The sequence below is a fragment of the Streptomyces sp. NPDC001480 genome (assembly GCF_042894725.1).
GTDB lineage: Bacteria > Actinomycetota > Actinomycetes > Streptomycetales > Streptomycetaceae > Streptomyces.
Genome location: NZ_JBIAVX010000002.1, coordinates 346,178 through 362,683 on the forward strand (window position 1 = coordinate 346,178; position 16,506 = coordinate 362,683).

Here is a 16,506-nt window from a genome sequence, read left to right on the forward strand (position 1 = left end):
GATGCACGCGCTCCAGTACGAGCTGACGTTCCCCGCCGACTACGACATGGAGATCATCCGTGAGCGGGTGGCCCGCATCGGGCACCGGCTCGACGACTGGGAGGGCCTCGGCCTCAAGGCGTATCTGATGCGTGAACGCGGCACGCACGGATCCCCGGTCAACCAGTACGCGCCGTTCTACCTGTGGAACACCGTGGAGGGCATGAACCGCTTCCTGTGGGGCGGCGCCTTCCAGGGGCTCGTCGACGATTTCGGGCGCCCGGCGGCACGGCGGTGGACGGGGCTGGCGTACGAGGAGGGGGCCGCCGCGGGCTCCCGGGCCGCCGTCGCCGTGCGCCGGCACGAACCGGTGCCGGACGGGGCCGAGTTGTCCGGTGTGATGGCGGAGGCGGTGCGCGAGACCGGACGGCTGGCCGCCGAGGACGGTGCCGTGCTGGCGGCGGCCGCCGTGGACACGCACCACTGGGAACTGGTCCACTTCTCGCTCTGGGCGCACGACACCCCCAAGGCGCCCGGGGACGTCTTCCAGGTGCTGCACCTGTCGGCCCCCGGAAGGGAACGGCTGCCGCGCGGACGGCAGTGGTGACGGCGATGGGGAACGCCGCGGTCCGCACGGTGCTCGGCGACATACGCCCCGAGGACCTGGGCGTGTGCGACGCGCACGACCACCTCTTCCTGTCCAGCCCCCAGCTGCCCGGCCAGGAGCTGAACGACGCCGCCGCCGCGCGCGCCGAACTGGAGGCGTTCCGCGCGGCGGGCGGGGCGAGCGTGGTGCAGTGGACGCCGTACGGGATGGGCCGCCGGGCCGCGGGCCTGCCGCCGCTGTCCCGGGCCACCGGGGTGCACCTGGTGTGCGCGACGGGACTGCACCAAGCGGCCCACTACACACCGGAGGCGCTCGGTGCGCTGCGCGGCCGGCTCGCCGCCGTCTTCGTCGCCGAACTGACCGAGGGCATCGGCACGTCCGGGGTCCGCGCCGGGCTGATCAAGGTGGCGGGCGGCTTCCACGCCCTCGACGCGCACACCCGCTGGACGATGACCGCCGCGGCCGAGGCGCACCACGCGACGGGCGCGCCGATCGCCGTGCACCTGGAGCTGGGCACCGGCGCGCTCGACGTACTGGACCTGCTGTGCGGCGAGTTGGAGGTAGCGCCGCACCGGGTGATCCTCGGGCACCTCAACCGCTCCCCCGACCCCGTGGTGCAGCGGCAGGCCGCGGACACCGGCTGCTGGCTGGCGTTCGACGGCCCGTCCCGCGCCCATCACGCCACCGACTGGCGGATGCCGGACGCCGTACAGGCCCTGGCCGAGGCCGGGTTCGGGCATCGGCTGCTGCTCGGCGGGGACACGGTGGTCGCCGGGGCCCGGTCGGCCGACGGCGGGCCGGGGATGCCGTATCTGCTGCGCCGGGTGCGGCCGCGACTTGAGGCCGTACTCGGCACGGAGCCGGTACGGGCGATCCTCACCGACAACCCGGGGCGGGCGTTCGCCGTCGACTGGCGGTGAGCCGCCTTGACCCGACGGATCTAGGCCCTGCCGTTTGGATCATCCCGGCGTCGCGGGGTCTGGCACGCACATCTGCGGCGTTGTCGTCGGTTGCCAACTCCCCCACTCTCGGCTTCGCTCGAGCGGGGGGACCCCCATCGCGTCGGCGCCCTCCTCCGCCTTGCAGCTGCACGCACCAGACCCCGCTCGGGTCGGCTGGAAGGCGCCGTGACCTACGGCCGGCCTGATCCAAACGACAGAGCCTAGGCGCTCGGCTCCGCCAAGTGCCGGACGACCGGCTCCAGATAGTCGACGTGCGGGCCGTCCAACGCGGCCAGTTCGTCCGGTGAGCGGATCAGCGCGATCCGGTCGAACTCGGGGCCGTGTCCCTCGGCCTTCTCCACGGCGGCCAGGGCCGTGTACCGCTCGTGCAGCACCGAGGCGGGGCACGGTGGGGCGAGGAACAGGACACCGACGGCACCGTTGCGGCCACGGGTGACGAGCCGCAGGGTCAGCGCGTCCGGCCCGGTGTCCGACCCGGTCTCCTCGGCCAGCTCGCGGGCCGCGTGCCGGCGCAGGGCGGCCAGGTCCAAGTCCTCACCGGGGTACGGTGGTTCGACATTGCCGCCCGGCAGCTGCCAGCGGCCCGGGGCGGCGGTCCACGGTGCCATCCGGCCCACCAGCAGGCCCCTGTCGTCGGTCGGCTGCGCGACGGACACGAACAGGGAGGGCAGCCAGGCGGTGGCTCCGGGGACCCGGCGCAGCGCGCGCGACCGGTAGGTGGTGCGGGTCCAGGACAGGACCAGGCCGTGCGGCTTCTCCACTGCCAGTCCGGTGAGGGCGGCCATGGGCCCGTCGAACAGGGTCGGGTTGGCCAGGACCGCCTCCTCCCACACGCGGTCCATCGCCGAGCGTTCCCCCGGGGACAGCTCGGGCGGTGGCGTCTCGACGAGCCGGACGTCCCGCGCCGGCAGGAGTTCGACGGCGGGCGGCTCGGTCACCGCAGCGCCCCCAGTGGATCGTCGAGCACCGGCTGCCAGGCCAGTTCGGCGGCGCCGACCAGGCTGCTGTGGTCGAGGGTGCAGGGCAGGATGGGGACGCCGCCGCTCTGGCCCCACAGGCTGCGGTCGGCGACGACCGCGCGCAGCCGGTCGGGGTCGGCGTCGAGCAGGGTGCGGTGCAGGCCGCCGAGGATGATGCGGTCGGGGTTGAGGATGTTCACCAGGCCCGCCAGGCCCAGGCCGAGGCGGTCGATCAGCGCCTCGGCGGCGGTGCGGACCGTCGGGTCGGCGTAGTGGTGGCGGATCAGGTCGATGGCCTGCTGGAGCAGGGACACCTCGGGGCCCGGGTCGCGGCCTGCCTCGATGAGCAGGGCCAGCGGGTCCGCCTCGACGTCGAGGCAGCCGCGGCTGCCGCAGTGGCAGGGGCGGCCCTCGGGGTTGACGGTGAGATGGCCGACTTCCAGGGCGAGACCCGAACTGCCCGTGTGCAGGCGGCCGTCCAGCACCAGGGCGCCGCCGACGCCCCGGTGCCCGGTGGCCACGCACAGCAGGTCCCGGGCGCCCCGGCCCGCCCCGTGCCGGTGCTCGGCGAGCGCGACGAGGTTGACGTCGTTGCCGGCGAAGGCCGGCCCGGTGATCCCGGCCGCGCGCACGCACTCGGCGAAGATCCGGCGCACCGGCGCGCCCACGGGCCAGGCCAGGTGCAGCGGGTTGAGGGCCAGGCCCTCCGGTTCGGCCACCGCCGACGGCACGGCGAGCCCGGCGCCGACACAGCGCCGGCCGGTGCGGCGAAGCAGCTCGGCGCCCGCCTGCACGACGGAGCCGAGCACCTTCGCCGGGTCGGCGTCGACGGTCTCGCAGCCGGGCGCGGTCGCCACGATCCGGCCGCCGAGCCCGACCAGCGCGGCCCGGAACCCGTCGGCGTGCACCTGCGCGGCCAGCGCGACTGGACCGTCCTCGGCGACCTCCAGCCGGTGCGAGGGGCGCCCCTGGGAACCGGCTGCCGCACCGGGGCGGGCGTCGACCCGGATCAGGCCGAGCGCCTCCAGTTCGGCGGCGACCGCACCGGCCGTCGCCCGGGTGACGCCCAGTTCGGTGGTGAGGACGGCTCGGGTGGGCGCCCGCCCGGTGTGCACGAGCTCCAACGCGGGCCCGAGCGCACCGCGCCCCCGGTCCAGCCGCGTCCTCGAGGTGGTCCCATCCCCCGCTGTCCGGGGGTCCGCCTTGCCGCTCATGAGGGCGAGTCTCCCATGATCCGCTCACGGGGCGTCCGGCGCCGCGACCTGGAAACCGCTCACCCGCAAAGTGATGTTCAGCCGCCCGGTCAGCCCGAGCGCGGGCGGTGCGGTGCCGGCGTGCACCCGGGGGACGCCGTGGTAGGCGAGCCGGGAAGGCCCGCCGAAGACGAACAGGTCGCCGCTGCGCAGCTCGACGTCGGTGTAGGGCCTGGCCCGGGTCTCGGTGTTGCCGAAGCGGAAGACGCAGGTGTCGCCGAGGCTGAGCGAGACCACCGGTGCGCCGGACTTCTCGTCGCTGTCGCGGTGCATGCCCATGCGGGCGTCGCCGTCGTAGAAGTTGATCAGGGCGATGTCGTACGCCGCCCCCGTGGCCGCATCCGGGCCGAGGGCGTCGGCGACCGCGCGGCGGCCCAGGTCGCCCAGCCAGGCCGGGAAGGGCTTCACAGGGGTGCCGTCGCCGTCGACGACCGTGCGGGCGTAGGAGTACGGGTACCAGTGCCAGCCCAGACAGACCTGCCGGGCGGTCATCGTGCCGCCGCCGGGCGTGCGGACGCTGCGCAGACCGGCCGGCGGGCGAGCCCATTCCCGGCAGGCGGCCAGCAGTTCGCGCTGTGCGCCGGCGTCCAGCCAGTCCGGGACGTGCACGGCGCCCGGCACGACGTGGGTGCGCCCCCTGGGAAACAGCTCCGCCTCCATACCCCCATCCTGCCCGACAGGCCCTGAGCTGCGGCTCGGCTAGCCTGGACGCACGATGAACGACCGTATGACGACTCCGTGGGGCGAACTCGAACTGTCCCGCTTCCCCGAGGATCCGCGCGACAGGCTGCGGGCCTGGGACGCCTCCGACGCGTACCTGCTCCGGCATCTGGCCGAGGAGCGGATCCCCCTGTCCGGCACGGTCGTGGTCGTCGGTGACCGCTGGGGCGCCCTGGTCACGGCGCTCGCGGCGCACCGGCCGACACAGATCACCGACTCGTACCTCAGCCAGGAGGCGACCCGCGCGAACCTCGCCCGGGCCGGTGTGGAGGCCGGCGCGGTGCGCCTGCTGACCACCCAGGATCCACCGCCCGGGCGCATCGACGTCCTGCTGGTCCGGGTGCCGAAGAGCCTGGCGCTCCTGGAGGACCAGCTGCTGCGGCTGGCGCCCGCCGTGCACGAGGGCACGGTCGTCGTCGGCACCGGCATGGTGAAGGAGATCCACACCTCGACCCTGCGGCTGTTCGAGCGGATCATCGGTCCCACAAGGACCTCACTGGCGCAGCAGAAGGCCCGGCTGGTCCTCTGCACCCCGGACCCGGCGCTGGAGCGCCCGGCCAACCCGTGGCCGTACAGCTACGACCTGCCCGACGGCATCGGCGCGGCCTCCGGACGCACGGTCGTCAACCACGCGGGCGTGTTCTGCGCGGACCGGCTCGACATCGGCACCCGGTTCTTCCTCCAGCACCTGCCGGGCACCGACGGCTCGCGCCGGGTGGTGGACCTCGGCTGCGGCAACGGCGTCGTCGGTACGGCGGTGGCGCTGGCCGACCCGGCCGCCGAGGTGCTGTTCGTCGACGAGTCGTTCCAGGCGGTGGCGTCGGCGGAGGCCACGTACAGGGCCAACGGGGTGCCCGGGCACGCCGAGTTCCGCGTCGGGGACGGGCTGGCCGGGGTGGCTCCCGGCAGTGTGGACGTCGTCCTCAACAACCCCCCGTTCCACTCCCACCAGGCGACGACGGACGCGACCGCCCGGCGCATGTTCACCGGGGCACGGCGCGCCCTGCGGCCGGGCGGCGAGCTGTGGGTGATCGGCAACCGGCACCTCGGCTACCACGTGCAGCTGCGCCGCCTGTTCGGCAACAGCCGGCTGATCGCGAGCGACCCCAAGTTCGTGGTGCTCAAGGCCGTGAAACGGGGCTGACCCGAGCGGCGGGTACGGACGAGCCACACTTGCACTTTCTTGCAACTTAATGCCACCTTTTGAGCACAATCAAGCATCGAGTTTCGGCCAGGGTGCGCTAGGGTCGCGGCATGTCGGGAAACGGAGGCCGCTGATGTCGCGCGACGCCCGCTGGAAGGCGCTGCTGGAACTGCTCGTCGAACGCGGCCGTCTGGACGTCGAGGAGGCGGCGGCCGAGCTGGAGGTGTCGCCCGCGACGATCCGCCGGGACTTCGACCGGCTCGCCGAGCAGCAGATGCTGGTGCGCACACGGGGCGGCGCGGTGGTGCACGGGGTGTCGTACGAACTGCCGTTGCGCTACAAGACGGCCCGCCACGCCCCGGAGAAGCAGCGCATCGCCGAGGCGGTCGCGGATCTCGTCGCGCCGGGCGAGGCGGTGGGCCTGACCGGTGGCACGACCACCACCGAGGTGGCCCGCGCCCTCGCTGTGCGCGGCGACCTCGCCTCGGGCTCACCCGCGCTGACCGTCGTCACCAACGCGCTCAACATCGCCAACGAGCTCGCCGTGCGGCCCCAGTTCAAGATTGTGGTGACCGGCGGGGTCGCCCGCCCGCAGTCGTACGAACTCGTCGGCCCGCTCGCCGACGGCGTGCTCGGCCAGATCACCCTCGACGTAGCGGTGATCGGAGTGGTCGCCTTCGACGCCGTGCACGGCGCGGCGGCACACGACGAGGCGGAGGCCGCGATCAACCGGCTGCTGTGCGAGCGCGCCGAGCGGGTGGTCGTCGCTGCGGATTCCAGCAAGCTGGGTCAGCGGGCCTTCGCCCGGATCTGCGCGGCCGATTCGGTGGACACGCTGGTCACGGACACGGCGGTGGGCCAGGACACCGTGCGCCGGTTCGAGGAGGCGGGGGTGCGGGTCGTCGCGGTGTGACCGCGGGCCCGGAGGTGGGACGCGGGACGAGCCGATCCGCCGTCAGATCCCGCCGGGAGCCGCTCGCACGAACCCGGCACCGCGCTGGTCGTTGCAGCCGAGCGTCGGCCGGTCGCCCGGGTCGGGCCAGGTCTGCTGGGCCTGGAGGGCGACGCTCACCAGCGTCAGCAGCAGGTCCACGTCGCTCGCGGCGTCGAGACGGATGGTCACCCACTGTGAACCCGGGACGATGCGGATCGCCCCCGAGCCGTTGAGGTTCTTGGCGAAGTGGCGGATGGCGCGGGCCGTCAGCCGGAGGTCGACATCCCGGTCCGAGTGGAAGTGGGCGATCTCGCCCCCGGCCGAACTCACCGCCTGCCCCAGGCCGCAGCTCGGCGCCGCCTGTCTCAGGTCCGGCCAGGTCGCCAGTTGCGCGAGCGCGCGCGAGGCCAACGTCATGGGCCCATCATGGCGCGCTCACTCTCCCGCAACCAGCGCGTGAGCGAGTATTAACCGATCCACATCGGCGACTTGTCCGCACTTGCGCCTTCTATACCCCGGAAAAATCCGACGACAATGCCGATCAAGTGGGCGATCGCCGGTCGCAGCCCGACAGGCGCGCCGAGAAGCGCAGTTGACACCTGGACACCCGGGGGGAGCGGGGCCTCGCCCTGCGCGTCTCGTCACCTCCCGTACCTCGTTCGTGTCATGGATCTTCGACTGCGCCCTCGCGTCCGGCTCACAACGGCTACATTCGCCCGTCACCTGAGCAAGCGTCACCAAGGGGGCGAAATGAGCCAGCAGTACCCGCACCAGCCCGGAGGAGCCCCACCACAACAGCAGTGGGACGCAGCACCGCCACCGCAGCCGAAGAAGAAGGGCAGGGCGGGCAAGATCGTGGGCTTCGGCTGCCTCGGCGTGGTTGCCCTGTTCGTCATCATCGCCATCGCCGCCGCCGGGGGATCCGGCAAGAGCGGCAGCGGCGCAACCGCCACGTCACAGAAGAACAGCGGCAGTCACGCCAAGTCCGGCGGCTCCCAGGCGGACAAGACGGCGGACACCGTCGTCTTCAAGGTGTGGGGAACCGCACCGAGCGGCGCGGCCGGCCCCCTCGACATCACCTACGGCTCGGACAGCGACAACCGGCAAGGGCACTGGAAACAGGACGGGTTCACCGCGACCCTGCCGCTGCACAAGGGGGCCCTGTACTACAGCCTGACGGCGCAGCTGGCGGGCTCCGGGGACATTCACTGCTCCGTCACCATCGGAGGGACGACGAAGAGCGGGCACGCCTCCGGGGGCTACAACATCTGCTCCGCCCAGCTGAACTCCGGATTCGACGGCGACTGGGCGGGATGACGGGACATCCATGAGGTCCGCCCCGCCGACCACACGATCGACGGGGCGGAAGAGCCGGACTGTCAGGGCTTCACGGGCTTCCCGCGGCCCCAGCCCCAGGCGAGCCGGTCGGCGCCGGACTGGTTGGTGGTCTCCAGCCAGGGCCGGGAGGCGTCGCCGACCAGCTTCTGCATCGAGTAGATGTCGTCGGTGCGCAGGCCGGGCCAGTACACGGACCCCATCCCGAGCTTGCGGAAGGTGTCGGTGTCGGCCTGGATGAAGTTGACGTAGTTGTTGTCGGCGGCCGGGTGGTCGTAGTCGAGGCCCGTGGTCATCGGGGCGCCGAACTCGTCGGCGACGGTGCGGTTCGCGCAGTCGCCGAGGCGCTCCTTGAGGTCGGACACCCACTGGTCGTAGGTGGCGTAGTCCTTCCAGAACCCGTAGTGGTGCAGCGACAGGTAGGTGCCCTTCAGCCGCGGGTCGGCGCAGACCGAGGTGACGTGGTCGTTGTAGCCGGCGCCGCTGACGAACACCCGGTCGCGCGGGACGGAGGGGTAGGTGGCCAGCCACTTCGCGGCTATGTCGGCCCACGCGGTGTCGGTGTAGCCGTGGGGCTCGTTCATCGGCTCGAAGTAGACGTGCCTGTCGTTCTTGTAGGCCTTCACCACCGTGTTCCACATGGGCCAGTAGGTGGCCTCGTCGTCGATGAAGCCGTCCTTCTTGTCTCCCGTGCCCTCCCAGTAGGACACGATCACCTTGAAGCCCTTGTCCGAGGCCGCGTCGATGACTCCGCGGTACGACTTCCAGTACGCGCCGTTGACGGTGTACGGGTTGATGGGCAGCCGGACGGTGTTGGCGCCGAGATTGGCGCGGAACGCCGAGATGATCCGGCTCGCCTTGGCGTAGGTCCGGGCGTAGTTGTCGGAGGTCGACAGGCCGGACAGCTGGAGGTAGTCGTCGGCGAAGTTGTCACGCGGATCCGCCCAGTTGACGCCCCTGAACTGGCTCGTTCCGGTCGGCGCGCCGGAGCTGGCGGACGCGGCGGGGCTGCCGGCCAGGGTCGCACCGCTGACCGCGGCGATCGCGACCGCCACGCAGGCGGCACGCAGTCGGGGGGTGAGGCGGTTGCTGGCGGGGGTCTTGCTCATCGACGTGCCCTTTCCAGAGGTGGCGACTCGGCGCCTCGCATGTTTACGTAAACATGACCTCCCGTCCTGCGGGATGTTTACGTAAACTCGGCGGCGCCGGAATCGTGGCATCCGCCCCAACGGGCGTCAAGGTTCCTCACGCGTAACATCTGGTGGATCGCGTAACAGGACCCGGGACCGGGTCGAGGGAGGCACGAGTGGTGGAGCGGGGCGGCTCGGGCGTGCCCGGCGGACGTCGCAAGCAGCGCGTCTCCATGGCCGACGTCGCCAAACTCGCGGGTGTCTCGTCCCAGACGGTCTCCCGGGTCTCCAACGGCCACCCGGGGGTGGTCAGTTCGACCCGGGAGCAGGTGCTCGCGGCGATGCGGGAACTGGGCTACCGGCCCAACAGCGCCGCGCGTGCCCTCAGGTACGGCCAGTTCAACACCATCGGCGTGATCCTCTTCAGCCTGTCCTCGACGGGCAACAGCCGCACGGTGGAGGCGATCGCCACGCACGCGGCGGCCGAGGGGTACGCGATCACGCTGATCCCCATCGACGTCCCGACCCAGGACAACGTGCGGGGGGCGTTCACCCGGATGGGAGAGCTGGCCGTCGACGCCGTCATCGTCATCATGGAGATCCACCTCCTCGACACCGGCACGGTGCGGCTGCCGCCTGGCGTGCACGTCGTCGTCGTGGACTCCGACGCCGGAGACCGCTACAGCGTGGTCGACACCGACCAGGCGGACGGCGCCCGGAAGGCCGTCCGGCATCTGCTCGACCTGGGCCACCGGACCGTGTGGCACCTGACGGGCCCCCCGACGTCCTTCGCCGCCCAGCGCCGCACCCAGGCCTGGCGTACGGTGCTGGAGCAGGCCGGGCGCCCGGTGCCGCCGCCCCTGCACGGCGACTGGTCGGCCGAGTCGGGCTACGCGGCCGGCCTCGCGCTCGCCCGGGAGCCGGACTGCACCGCCGTGTTCGCCTCCAACGACCAGATGGCCCTCGGTCTGCTGCGCGCCTTCCACGAACTCGGCCGCTCCGTGCCCGGGGACATCAGCGTCGTCGGCTTCGACGACATCCCCGACGCCGCGTTCTTCGTCCCGCCCCTGACCACCGTCCACCAGGACTTCGCGGAGGTGGGCCGCCGCTGCGTCGGCAAGGCGCTGGAGCAGATCCGGACCGGCGGAGGGGCGCGGGCCGGGACGGACCTCGTGCCGACGAGTCTGGTGGTGCGGCGGAGCACGGGGGCGCCGCGGGGGTGAGTTCGAGGCGGTCCGAGCCGTCGGTCACATGCGTGCCACCGTCGCAGGACGTCGTCGCACGACACCCGTCGCAGGACGTCGGCGCAGGACGTCGTCACAGGACGTCGGCGAGGCGGTCCCCCTGGTCCGGGTCGAGGCCGTAGCAGTAGAGCATGACCTCGTCGGCGCCGAGGTCGTCGAAGCAGCGCCCCGCGTCGGCGCGCCGGGCCCAGGTGAGCAGGGCGCCGGGGTCGCCGATCGGCAGACCGATGCCGACCTGCGTGATCAGCCGTCCACCTCGTACTGCCCGACCTCCAGGAAGTAGCGCATCTCTTCCGGCGTGCCGTCGACGGCCTTCTCGGCCGCCGCCCGCAGGGCATCGCTGATCCCGGGCTTGGCCAGGATCTTGAAGATGGCGACCCGGTCGTCCTCGGCCTGGGCGAGCCGGCGGCCCGTCTGCAGGAAGCGGCTCCTGTCCTCGGCCGTACCGTCGAGGGCCTTCTGCGCCTCCCGGCGCACGGCCTTGCCGGTTGCCGGGTCGGCCAGGATCTTGAAGATGGCGGCGGAATTGTCCTCGTCCTGCGCGATCCAGCGGCCCGTCTCGAGGAAGTAGCGCATGTCCTCCGCGGTACCGTCGAGGGCCTTCTGCGCCTCCCGGTACACGGCCTTGCCCGTGGCCGGGTCGGCCACGATGCGGAGGATCGCGATGCGGAGGTCGTCCTCCGACATCGAGTCGTACGGGGAGCCCGCGTCCGTTGCCACACCGGTCACCGCCGACGCGGTGACCGTCGAGGCGGCCGTGCCGGCGGCGAAGGACGGCGTGGAGAGCAGCAAGGCCGGAGCCAGGGCGCTCGCGGCCACGACGAGCGCCGCACGGGTCAGTTTCATGCAGTCCCCCATGGATCGAAGAGTGGCTGGTTGTTCCGCGCGGGTTGCGAGGAGATCGTTCCAGGGGCCCGGACCGCGATGTACTGCCCGCGACCGGCAGACTTCACCGCCGTTTCGTTGCCGGGCGGTGATCCTGCCTGCGGCACGTGCCCGGCCGTCGTCGCGAGGCCTCTTGCTCGCCATCACCCACCCCCCTACCCTGCATTTGTGCCGCAAGTAAACAAAACCCGAACGCACAACGCCGTGCCGGGCACCGGCAACCCGCTCACGCGGCTCCGCATCGCGCTGACCGTCTTCTTCGCCCTGGACGGCTTCATCTTCGCCGGCTGGGTCGTCCGCATCCCCGCCGTCAAGCACCAGACGCATGCCTCGGCCGGCGCCCTGGGGCTCGCCCTGCTCGGGGTGTCCGCGGGGGCGGTCGTCACCATGATGCTCATCGGGCACCTGTGCCGCCGTTACGGCAGCCATCCCGTCACCGTGGTCTGCGCCGTCCTGCTCTCCCTCAGCGTCTCGCTGCCGCCGCTGGCCCACTCGGTGATCGTGCTGGGGGCCGTGCTGGTGGTGTTCGGGGCGGCGTACGGCGGGATCAACGTCGCCTTCAACAGCGCCGCCGTCGATCTGGTGGCCGCGCTGCGGCGACCGGTGATGCCGAGCTTCCACGCCGCCTTCAGCCTGGGCGGCATGCTCGGCGCCGGTCTCGGCGGGCTGGTCGCGGGGCACCTCTCCCCCACCCGCCATCTGCTGGGCCTGACCGTGATCGGGTTGCTGGTCACGGCAGTCGCGGGACGTACGCTGCTGCGACTCGAACCTCCGGTACCGCAGGCGCCACAGGCACCACAGAAACAAGAGGCACAACACATGCCACAGGTGCCGAGAGATCTCCCGGCGCCCGACGAGGACGGCCCGCGACACCCCCACCGCCCCGACCCCCGCACCCGCAAGCTCGTCGCCGTCTTCGGTCTGATCGCCCTGTGCACCGCCTATGGCGAGGGAGCCATGGCCGACTGGGGCGCGCTCCACCTCCAGCAGGACCTGGACGCCTCGGCCGGGGTCGCCGCGGTCGGCTACTCGTGCTTCGCGCTCGCCATGACCCTCGGCCGGCTGACCGGTACGGCCCTGCTGGAACGCCTCGGCCGGACCCGGACCGTGATCGCCGGGGGTGGCACCGCGGCCGCCGGGATGCTGCTCGGCTCACTCGCCCCCGCCGTCTGGGCGGCGCTGATCGGCTTCGCCGTCACGGGGATCGGGCTCGCCAACCTCTTTCCGGTCGCCGTGGAACGCGCGGGCCGCCTGGCCGGCCCCTCCGGCGTCGCCGCGGCCTCCACCCTGGGGTACGGCGGCATGCTCCTCGGGCCGCCCGCTATCGGGTTCATGGCCGACTGGTTCTCGCTGCCCGCCGCGCTCACGAGCGTGGCCGTGCTGGCGGCGGTGGCGGCGCTGATCGGTTGCGTGACGCGACGGTCGGCCGCGGGCTGACGCCCACCGCGGCCGCCCTCAGAGGGCGTCGACATCGACGCCGGTCAAGTGGCAGCTGACGTCCCACAGCCGCGCGGCGGTGGAGTGGTCGGCGAGCTGACTCCACACGGGTTCGCGGCGGGGCCTGCCGCGCAGGCCGAACACCCGCGGGCCCCATACCTGCCCTCCGCGCGCGGCCGGGTCGAGGACCGCCCGCACCACCGGCCACGCGCCGGCGTCCTTGCCCTGGACGAGAAGAGCGGCGGGTGCCGCGCGCAGCCCCTCGCCGGTGGTCCGCACATGTACCGGGGACCGCGACGGAGTGAGAGAGTCCAGGGCGCCTCCCGGGTGGGCCACGACACTCGCCACCGTGCTGCCCACGGCCCGCAGACGGCGGTCGAGTTCGAGTCCGAAGTACATCTGCGCCAGCTTGGAACGACCGTAGGTGCGCTTGGGCCGGTAGTCCCGCCGGGACTGGAGGTCGTCGAGGTCCAGCCGCTCGGACTTCGCCGCGAAGCTGCCCACGGTCACGACACGGGCCGCCGGTGCGGCCGAGAGCAGGGGCATCAGGTGGTGGGTGAGCGCGAAGTGCCCGAGGTGGTTCGTGCCGAACATGAGCTCGTGGCCGTCGGTGGTCTCCCGGCGCGGCGGGACGTCGAGCGCCACCCCGGCGTTGTGGACCACCGCGTCCAGGCGGTCCGTGTCCAGGGAGTCCACCGCCGCCCCGAGCGTCGACAGGTCGGCGAGGTCCAGCCGTACGGCACGCACCCGTGCGCCGGGCACGCGCGCGCGGATCGCGGCCAGGGCGGCCTCGGCCCTCGCGGGATCGCGGGAGCCCAGCACCACGGCGGCCCCGGTGGCCGAGAGCTGCTCGGCGGCGAAGTACCCGATGCCGGCGTTGCCCCCGGTGATCAGGAAGACCCTGCCGTCGGCGCGGGGCAGGCGCCGTACGTCCCAGGGCGCGGCGGAGGATTCGGACGGCATGGCGGCAGGCTCCCTTGCTGCTGGCGGACGTGCGGGGCGAGGACGCTCCCGCGGGAGCGGCTCGCCGCCCAAACTCCCAGCGATCACCGACACATCACCTACGGATCACCGACAGCCCCGGGGGACGGCCGACGAAAATGCGGTGCCGGCCCGCCCGGCCCGTGCGGCACACTCACCCCATGGACACAGCCGACCACCTGAAGACCCTGGACCGCGAAGGCCACCTGCTCGCCGCGGCCGCCGCCGAGGCGGGGACCGCGGCCCTGGTGCCGACCTGCCCGGATTGGCGGGTGCGGGACCTGCTGCGGCACACCGGCGAGGTGCACCGCTGGGCGGCGGGGTTCGTCGCCGACGGGTACGGCGAGCCGCGGCCGCTGGGCGAGGGGCCCGATCTCGACGGGGACGAACTGGTGAGCTGGTACCGGGACGGTCACCGGCGGCTCGTCGAGACCCTGGGCGCCGCGCCGGCCGACGTGGCTTGCTGGACCTTCCATCCGGCGCCCTGCGCCTCGCCGCTGGCCTTCTGGACCCGGCGGCAGGCGCACGAGACGGCCGTGCACCGGTACGACGCGGAGTCGGCGGCCGGCGGCCCGGTGTCCCGGATCGCGACCGACTTCGCGGTGGACGGCATCGACGAGTTGCTGCGCGGCTTCCACGCCCGCCCCAGGAGCCGGGTCCGGACCGGGACGGCGCGCGTGCTCCGGGTGCGGACCCTGGACGCGGACGCGGTGTGGACCGTACGGCTGTCCGACCAGCCGCCCGTCACCAGCAGGGGTGTCTCCGGGGACGCGGAGGCCGAACTGGCCGGTCCGGCCGATCAGTTGTACCTCGCGCTGTGGAACCGGCTGCCCGTGCCCAAGGTGACCGGGGACGCCGCGCTGGCCGCGCTGTGGCGCGAGACCTCAGCGATCGGCTGAGCCGGTCAGCATCCGGGTCAGCACCGCGCGTTGCACCGGCCGCACCTCGCCGTGCAGTGCGCGCCCCTTCTCCGTGAGTCCCACGCGGACGCCCCGACGGTCCTCGGGGCACATGGCCCGCTGGAGGAGTCCGTCCTTCTCCAGGCGGGCGATCAGACGGGACAGGGCGCTCTGGCTGAGGTGGATGCGGTCGGCGATCTCCTGTACGCGGTAGGCGCAGCCGCCGTCCGTCGCGGAGTCCTCGGAGAGCAGGTCGAGCACCTCGAAGTCGCTGGCGCACAGGCCGTGTTCGTGCAGGGCGCGGTCGAGTTCGCACTGGGTGCGGGCGTGCAGCGCCAGGATGTCCCGCCACTGGTCCACGAGCTCCTGCTCGGCCTTCTTCGCCGCCATGAGCGCACCGTAGCAGAGAAATCCATTTGTTGCATCGTAATTAAATGCGTTTGCATTTCATGCATGTGCATGTACTGTCTTCCGCATGACCTCTCCGCTCACCATCCCCGCGGCCCCGTCCCCGGCGGTCCGCTGGACCCCCCGGCTGTGGGGCACCCTGCTGGTGCTGTGCGCCGCGATGTTCCTGGACGCGCTCGACGTGTCGATGGTCGGTGTGGCCCTGCCCTCCATCGGCTCCGACCTCCACCTGTCCACGTCGACGCTGCAATGGATCGTCAGCGGCTACATCCTGGGATACGGCGGGCTGCTCCTCCTGGGCGGCCGGACCGCCGACCTGCTCGGCCGGCGCCAGGTGTTCCTGGTGGCCCTCGGCGTGTTCGCCCTCGCCTCGCTGCTCGGCGGACTGGTCGACTCGGGGCCGCTGCTGATCGCAAGCCGCTTCATCAAGGGCCTGAGCGCCGCGTTCACCGCGCCCGCGGGCCTGTCCATCATCACCACGACCTTCGCCGAGGGCCCGCTGCGCAACCGGGCCCTGTCCATCTACACCACCTGCGCGGCCACCGGCTTCTCGATGGGGCTGGTGCTCTCCGGCCTGCTCACGGAGGCCAGTTGGCGTCTGACCATGCTGCTGCCCGCGCCCATCGCGCTGGTCGCGCTGCTCGCGGGACTGAAGCTGCTGCCGCGCAGCACACGCGAGAAGGACCACGACGGGTACGACATTCCCGGCGCAGTCCTCGGTACCGCCTCGATGCTGCTGCTGGTCTTCACCGTCGTACAGGCGCCGCAGGCCGGCTGGGCCTCGGCCCGTACCCTGCTGTCCTTCCTGGCCGTCGCCGCGCTGCTGACCGTGTTCGTCGCCGTCGAGCGACGCTCTCCCGGCCCGCTGATCCGGCTCGGCGTGCTGCGCTCGGGCCGCCAGGTGCGGGCGCAGCTCGGCGCGATGGCGTTCTTCGGCAGCTACGTCGGCTTCCAGTTCCTGGTGACGCTGTACATGCAGTCCCTGCTGGGCTGGTCGGCGCTGCACACGGCGCTCGCCTTCCTGCCCGCCGGTGCGCTGGTGGCGGTGTCCTCGACCAAGGTCGGCTCGATCGTGGACCGGTTCGGCACCGCACGGCTGATCGCGGCGGGCTTCGCGCTGATGGTCGCCGGGTACGCGCTGTTCCTGCGCGTCGACCTCCACCCCGTGTACGCGGCGGCCATCCTGCCGTCGATGCTGCTGATCGGCGCGGCCTGCGCGCTGGTCTTCCCCTCGCTCAACATCCAGGCCACCAACGGGGTCGAGGACCACGAGCAGGGCATGGTCTCCGGTCTGCTCAACACCTCGGTCCAGGTGGGCGGCGCGATCTTCCTGGCCGTCGTCACGGCGGTGGTCACCGCCCACGCCCCAGCCCACGCGACCCCGCAGGCCGTGCTCGACAGTTACCGTCCTGGCCTGCTCGTGGTGACGGGCATCGCCCTCGCGGGGCTCCTCATCACCCTCACGGGACTGCGCGGCCGGCCTGCCGCGCAGCAGACCGTCGTGGTCGCCAGGTCCACGGTGGAGAAGGAGGCGGACGCGGAGCCCGTGGCGGTCCGCGACTGACGGGGAACGCCTCCCCGCGTGTGCCCGGCCGGAGTTGGTTGCTCCGCCGGGCACACGCCTGTGAA

The 16,506-nt window shown here is 72.6% G+C and carries 17 protein-coding genes; 9 read left to right on the plus strand and 8 right to left on the minus strand.

The window, feature by feature from the left end:
• Window position 1: 1 nt before the first annotated feature.
• Both ACFY01_RS05465 and ACFY01_RS05470 read left to right on the plus strand, forming a co-directional pair.
• A complete protein-coding gene (locus ACFY01_RS05465) occupies window positions 2-586 on the plus strand; it encodes a DUF4865 family protein (RefSeq protein WP_390734328.1) in 585 nt (194 codons plus the stop codon).
• 5 nt (window positions 587-591) lie between these two features.
• Window positions 592-1,506 (plus strand): phosphotriesterase, encoded by a 915-nt coding sequence (locus ACFY01_RS05470; RefSeq protein WP_390734329.1) that lies wholly within the window; start codon window positions 592-594, stop codon window positions 1,504-1,506.
• Window positions 1,507-1,748: 242 nt separating this feature from the next.
• On the opposite strand, the gene ACFY01_RS05475 is transcribed toward ACFY01_RS05470, so the two are convergent.
• From ACFY01_RS05475 to ACFY01_RS05485, 3 genes are read right to left on the minus strand one after another with little or no spacing between them, the layout of a single operon-like run.
• Window positions 1,749-2,486 (minus strand): NUDIX hydrolase, encoded by a 738-nt coding sequence (locus tag ACFY01_RS05475; protein WP_390734330.1) that lies wholly within the window; start codon window positions 2,484-2,486, stop codon window positions 1,749-1,751.
• Window positions 2,483-3,721 carry an ROK family protein gene (locus ACFY01_RS05480; protein WP_390734331.1) on the minus strand — a complete coding sequence of 413 codons (1,239 nt, stop codon included), beginning with the start codon at window positions 3,719-3,721 and terminating at the stop codon, window positions 2,483-2,485. The genes ACFY01_RS05475 and ACFY01_RS05480 overlap by 4 nt, the downstream gene beginning before the upstream one ends.
• Before the next feature lie 24 nt (window positions 3,722-3,745).
• The gene (locus ACFY01_RS05485; protein ID WP_390734332.1) at window positions 3,746-4,420 is read right to left on the minus strand and encodes an alpha-ketoglutarate-dependent dioxygenase AlkB family protein; all 675 of its coding nucleotides are present in this window, start codon (window positions 4,418-4,420) and stop codon (window positions 3,746-3,748) included.
• 67 nt (window positions 4,421-4,487) lie between these two features.
• Between ACFY01_RS05485 and ACFY01_RS05490 the strand changes: the two genes are divergently transcribed.
• Together ACFY01_RS05490 and ACFY01_RS05495 are read left to right on the plus strand one after the other, a co-directional pair.
• Window positions 4,488-5,624, plus strand: coding sequence for a methyltransferase (locus ACFY01_RS05490; RefSeq protein ID WP_390734667.1), 1,137 nt, complete (start codon window positions 4,488-4,490; stop codon window positions 5,622-5,624).
• A gap of 133 nt (window positions 5,625-5,757) precedes the next feature.
• Window positions 5,758-6,537 carry a DeoR/GlpR family DNA-binding transcription regulator gene (locus ACFY01_RS05495; RefSeq protein WP_390734333.1) on the plus strand — a complete coding sequence of 260 codons (780 nt, stop codon included), beginning with the start codon at window positions 5,758-5,760 and terminating at the stop codon, window positions 6,535-6,537.
• A gap of 42 nt (window positions 6,538-6,579) precedes the next feature.
• Here the strand turns inward: ACFY01_RS05495 and ACFY01_RS05500 are convergent, their stop codons facing one another.
• Window positions 6,580-6,975, minus strand: a complete 396-nt coding sequence (locus tag ACFY01_RS05500; RefSeq protein ID WP_390734334.1) for a luciferase family protein — start codon at window positions 6,973-6,975, stop codon at window positions 6,580-6,582.
• A 333-nt stretch (window positions 6,976-7,308) separates the two neighbouring features.
• Here ACFY01_RS05500 and ACFY01_RS05505 point away from each other — a divergent pair, with 333 nt between their 5' ends.
• Window positions 7,309-7,875 (plus strand): hypothetical protein, encoded by a 567-nt coding sequence (locus tag ACFY01_RS05505; protein ID WP_390734335.1) that lies wholly within the window; start codon window positions 7,309-7,311, stop codon window positions 7,873-7,875.
• 62 nt (window positions 7,876-7,937) lie between these two features.
• Here ACFY01_RS05505 and ACFY01_RS05510 read toward each other — a convergent pair whose 3' ends face one another.
• Window positions 7,938-9,002: a cellulase family glycosylhydrolase gene (locus ACFY01_RS05510; protein WP_390734336.1), complete on the minus strand. Its 1,065-nt coding sequence runs from the start codon at window positions 9,000-9,002 to the stop codon at window positions 7,938-7,940.
• A 254-nt stretch (window positions 9,003-9,256) separates the two neighbouring features.
• Between ACFY01_RS05510 and ACFY01_RS05515 the strand changes: the two genes are divergently transcribed.
• A complete protein-coding gene (locus ACFY01_RS05515) occupies window positions 9,257-10,246 on the plus strand; it encodes a LacI family DNA-binding transcriptional regulator (RefSeq protein ID WP_390734668.1) in 990 nt (329 codons plus the stop codon).
• Window positions 10,247-10,510: 264 nt separating this feature from the next.
• Here ACFY01_RS05515 and ACFY01_RS05520 read toward each other — a convergent pair whose 3' ends face one another.
• A complete protein-coding gene (locus ACFY01_RS05520; RefSeq protein ID WP_390734337.1) occupies window positions 10,511-11,113 on the minus strand; it encodes an ALF repeat-containing protein in 603 nt (200 codons plus the stop codon).
• Window positions 11,114-11,356: 243 nt separating this feature from the next.
• On the opposite strand from ACFY01_RS05520, the gene ACFY01_RS05525 reads away from it, so the two are divergent.
• Entirely contained in the window at window positions 11,357-12,589 is a 1,233-nt protein-coding gene (locus ACFY01_RS05525; RefSeq protein ID WP_390734669.1) for an MFS transporter, read from the plus strand.
• Window positions 12,590-12,607: 18 nt separating this feature from the next.
• Here the strand turns inward: ACFY01_RS05525 and ACFY01_RS05530 are convergent, their stop codons facing one another.
• Window positions 12,608-13,552, minus strand: a complete 945-nt coding sequence (locus ACFY01_RS05530) for an SDR family NAD(P)-dependent oxidoreductase (RefSeq protein ID WP_390734338.1) — start codon at window positions 13,550-13,552, stop codon at window positions 12,608-12,610.
• Between the two features lie 179 nt (window positions 13,553-13,731).
• On the opposite strand from ACFY01_RS05530, the gene ACFY01_RS05535 reads away from it, so the two are divergent.
• Window positions 13,732-14,469, plus strand: coding sequence for a maleylpyruvate isomerase family mycothiol-dependent enzyme (locus ACFY01_RS05535; RefSeq protein WP_390734339.1), 738 nt, complete (start codon window positions 13,732-13,734; stop codon window positions 14,467-14,469).
• Here the strand turns inward: ACFY01_RS05535 and ACFY01_RS05540 are convergent.
• On the minus strand, window positions 14,455-14,859 hold the full coding sequence (locus tag ACFY01_RS05540) for a MarR family winged helix-turn-helix transcriptional regulator (protein ID WP_390734340.1): 405 nt from the start codon (window positions 14,857-14,859) through the stop codon (window positions 14,455-14,457). The genes ACFY01_RS05535 and ACFY01_RS05540 overlap by 15 nt on opposite strands.
• A gap of 85 nt (window positions 14,860-14,944) precedes the next feature.
• On the opposite strand from ACFY01_RS05540, the gene ACFY01_RS05545 reads away from it, so the two are divergent.
• The gene (locus tag ACFY01_RS05545; protein ID WP_390734341.1) at window positions 14,945-16,441 is read left to right on the plus strand and encodes an MFS transporter; all 1,497 of its coding nucleotides are present in this window, start codon (window positions 14,945-14,947) and stop codon (window positions 16,439-16,441) included.
• The last annotated feature ends 65 nt before the right edge of the window (window positions 16,442-16,506 follow it).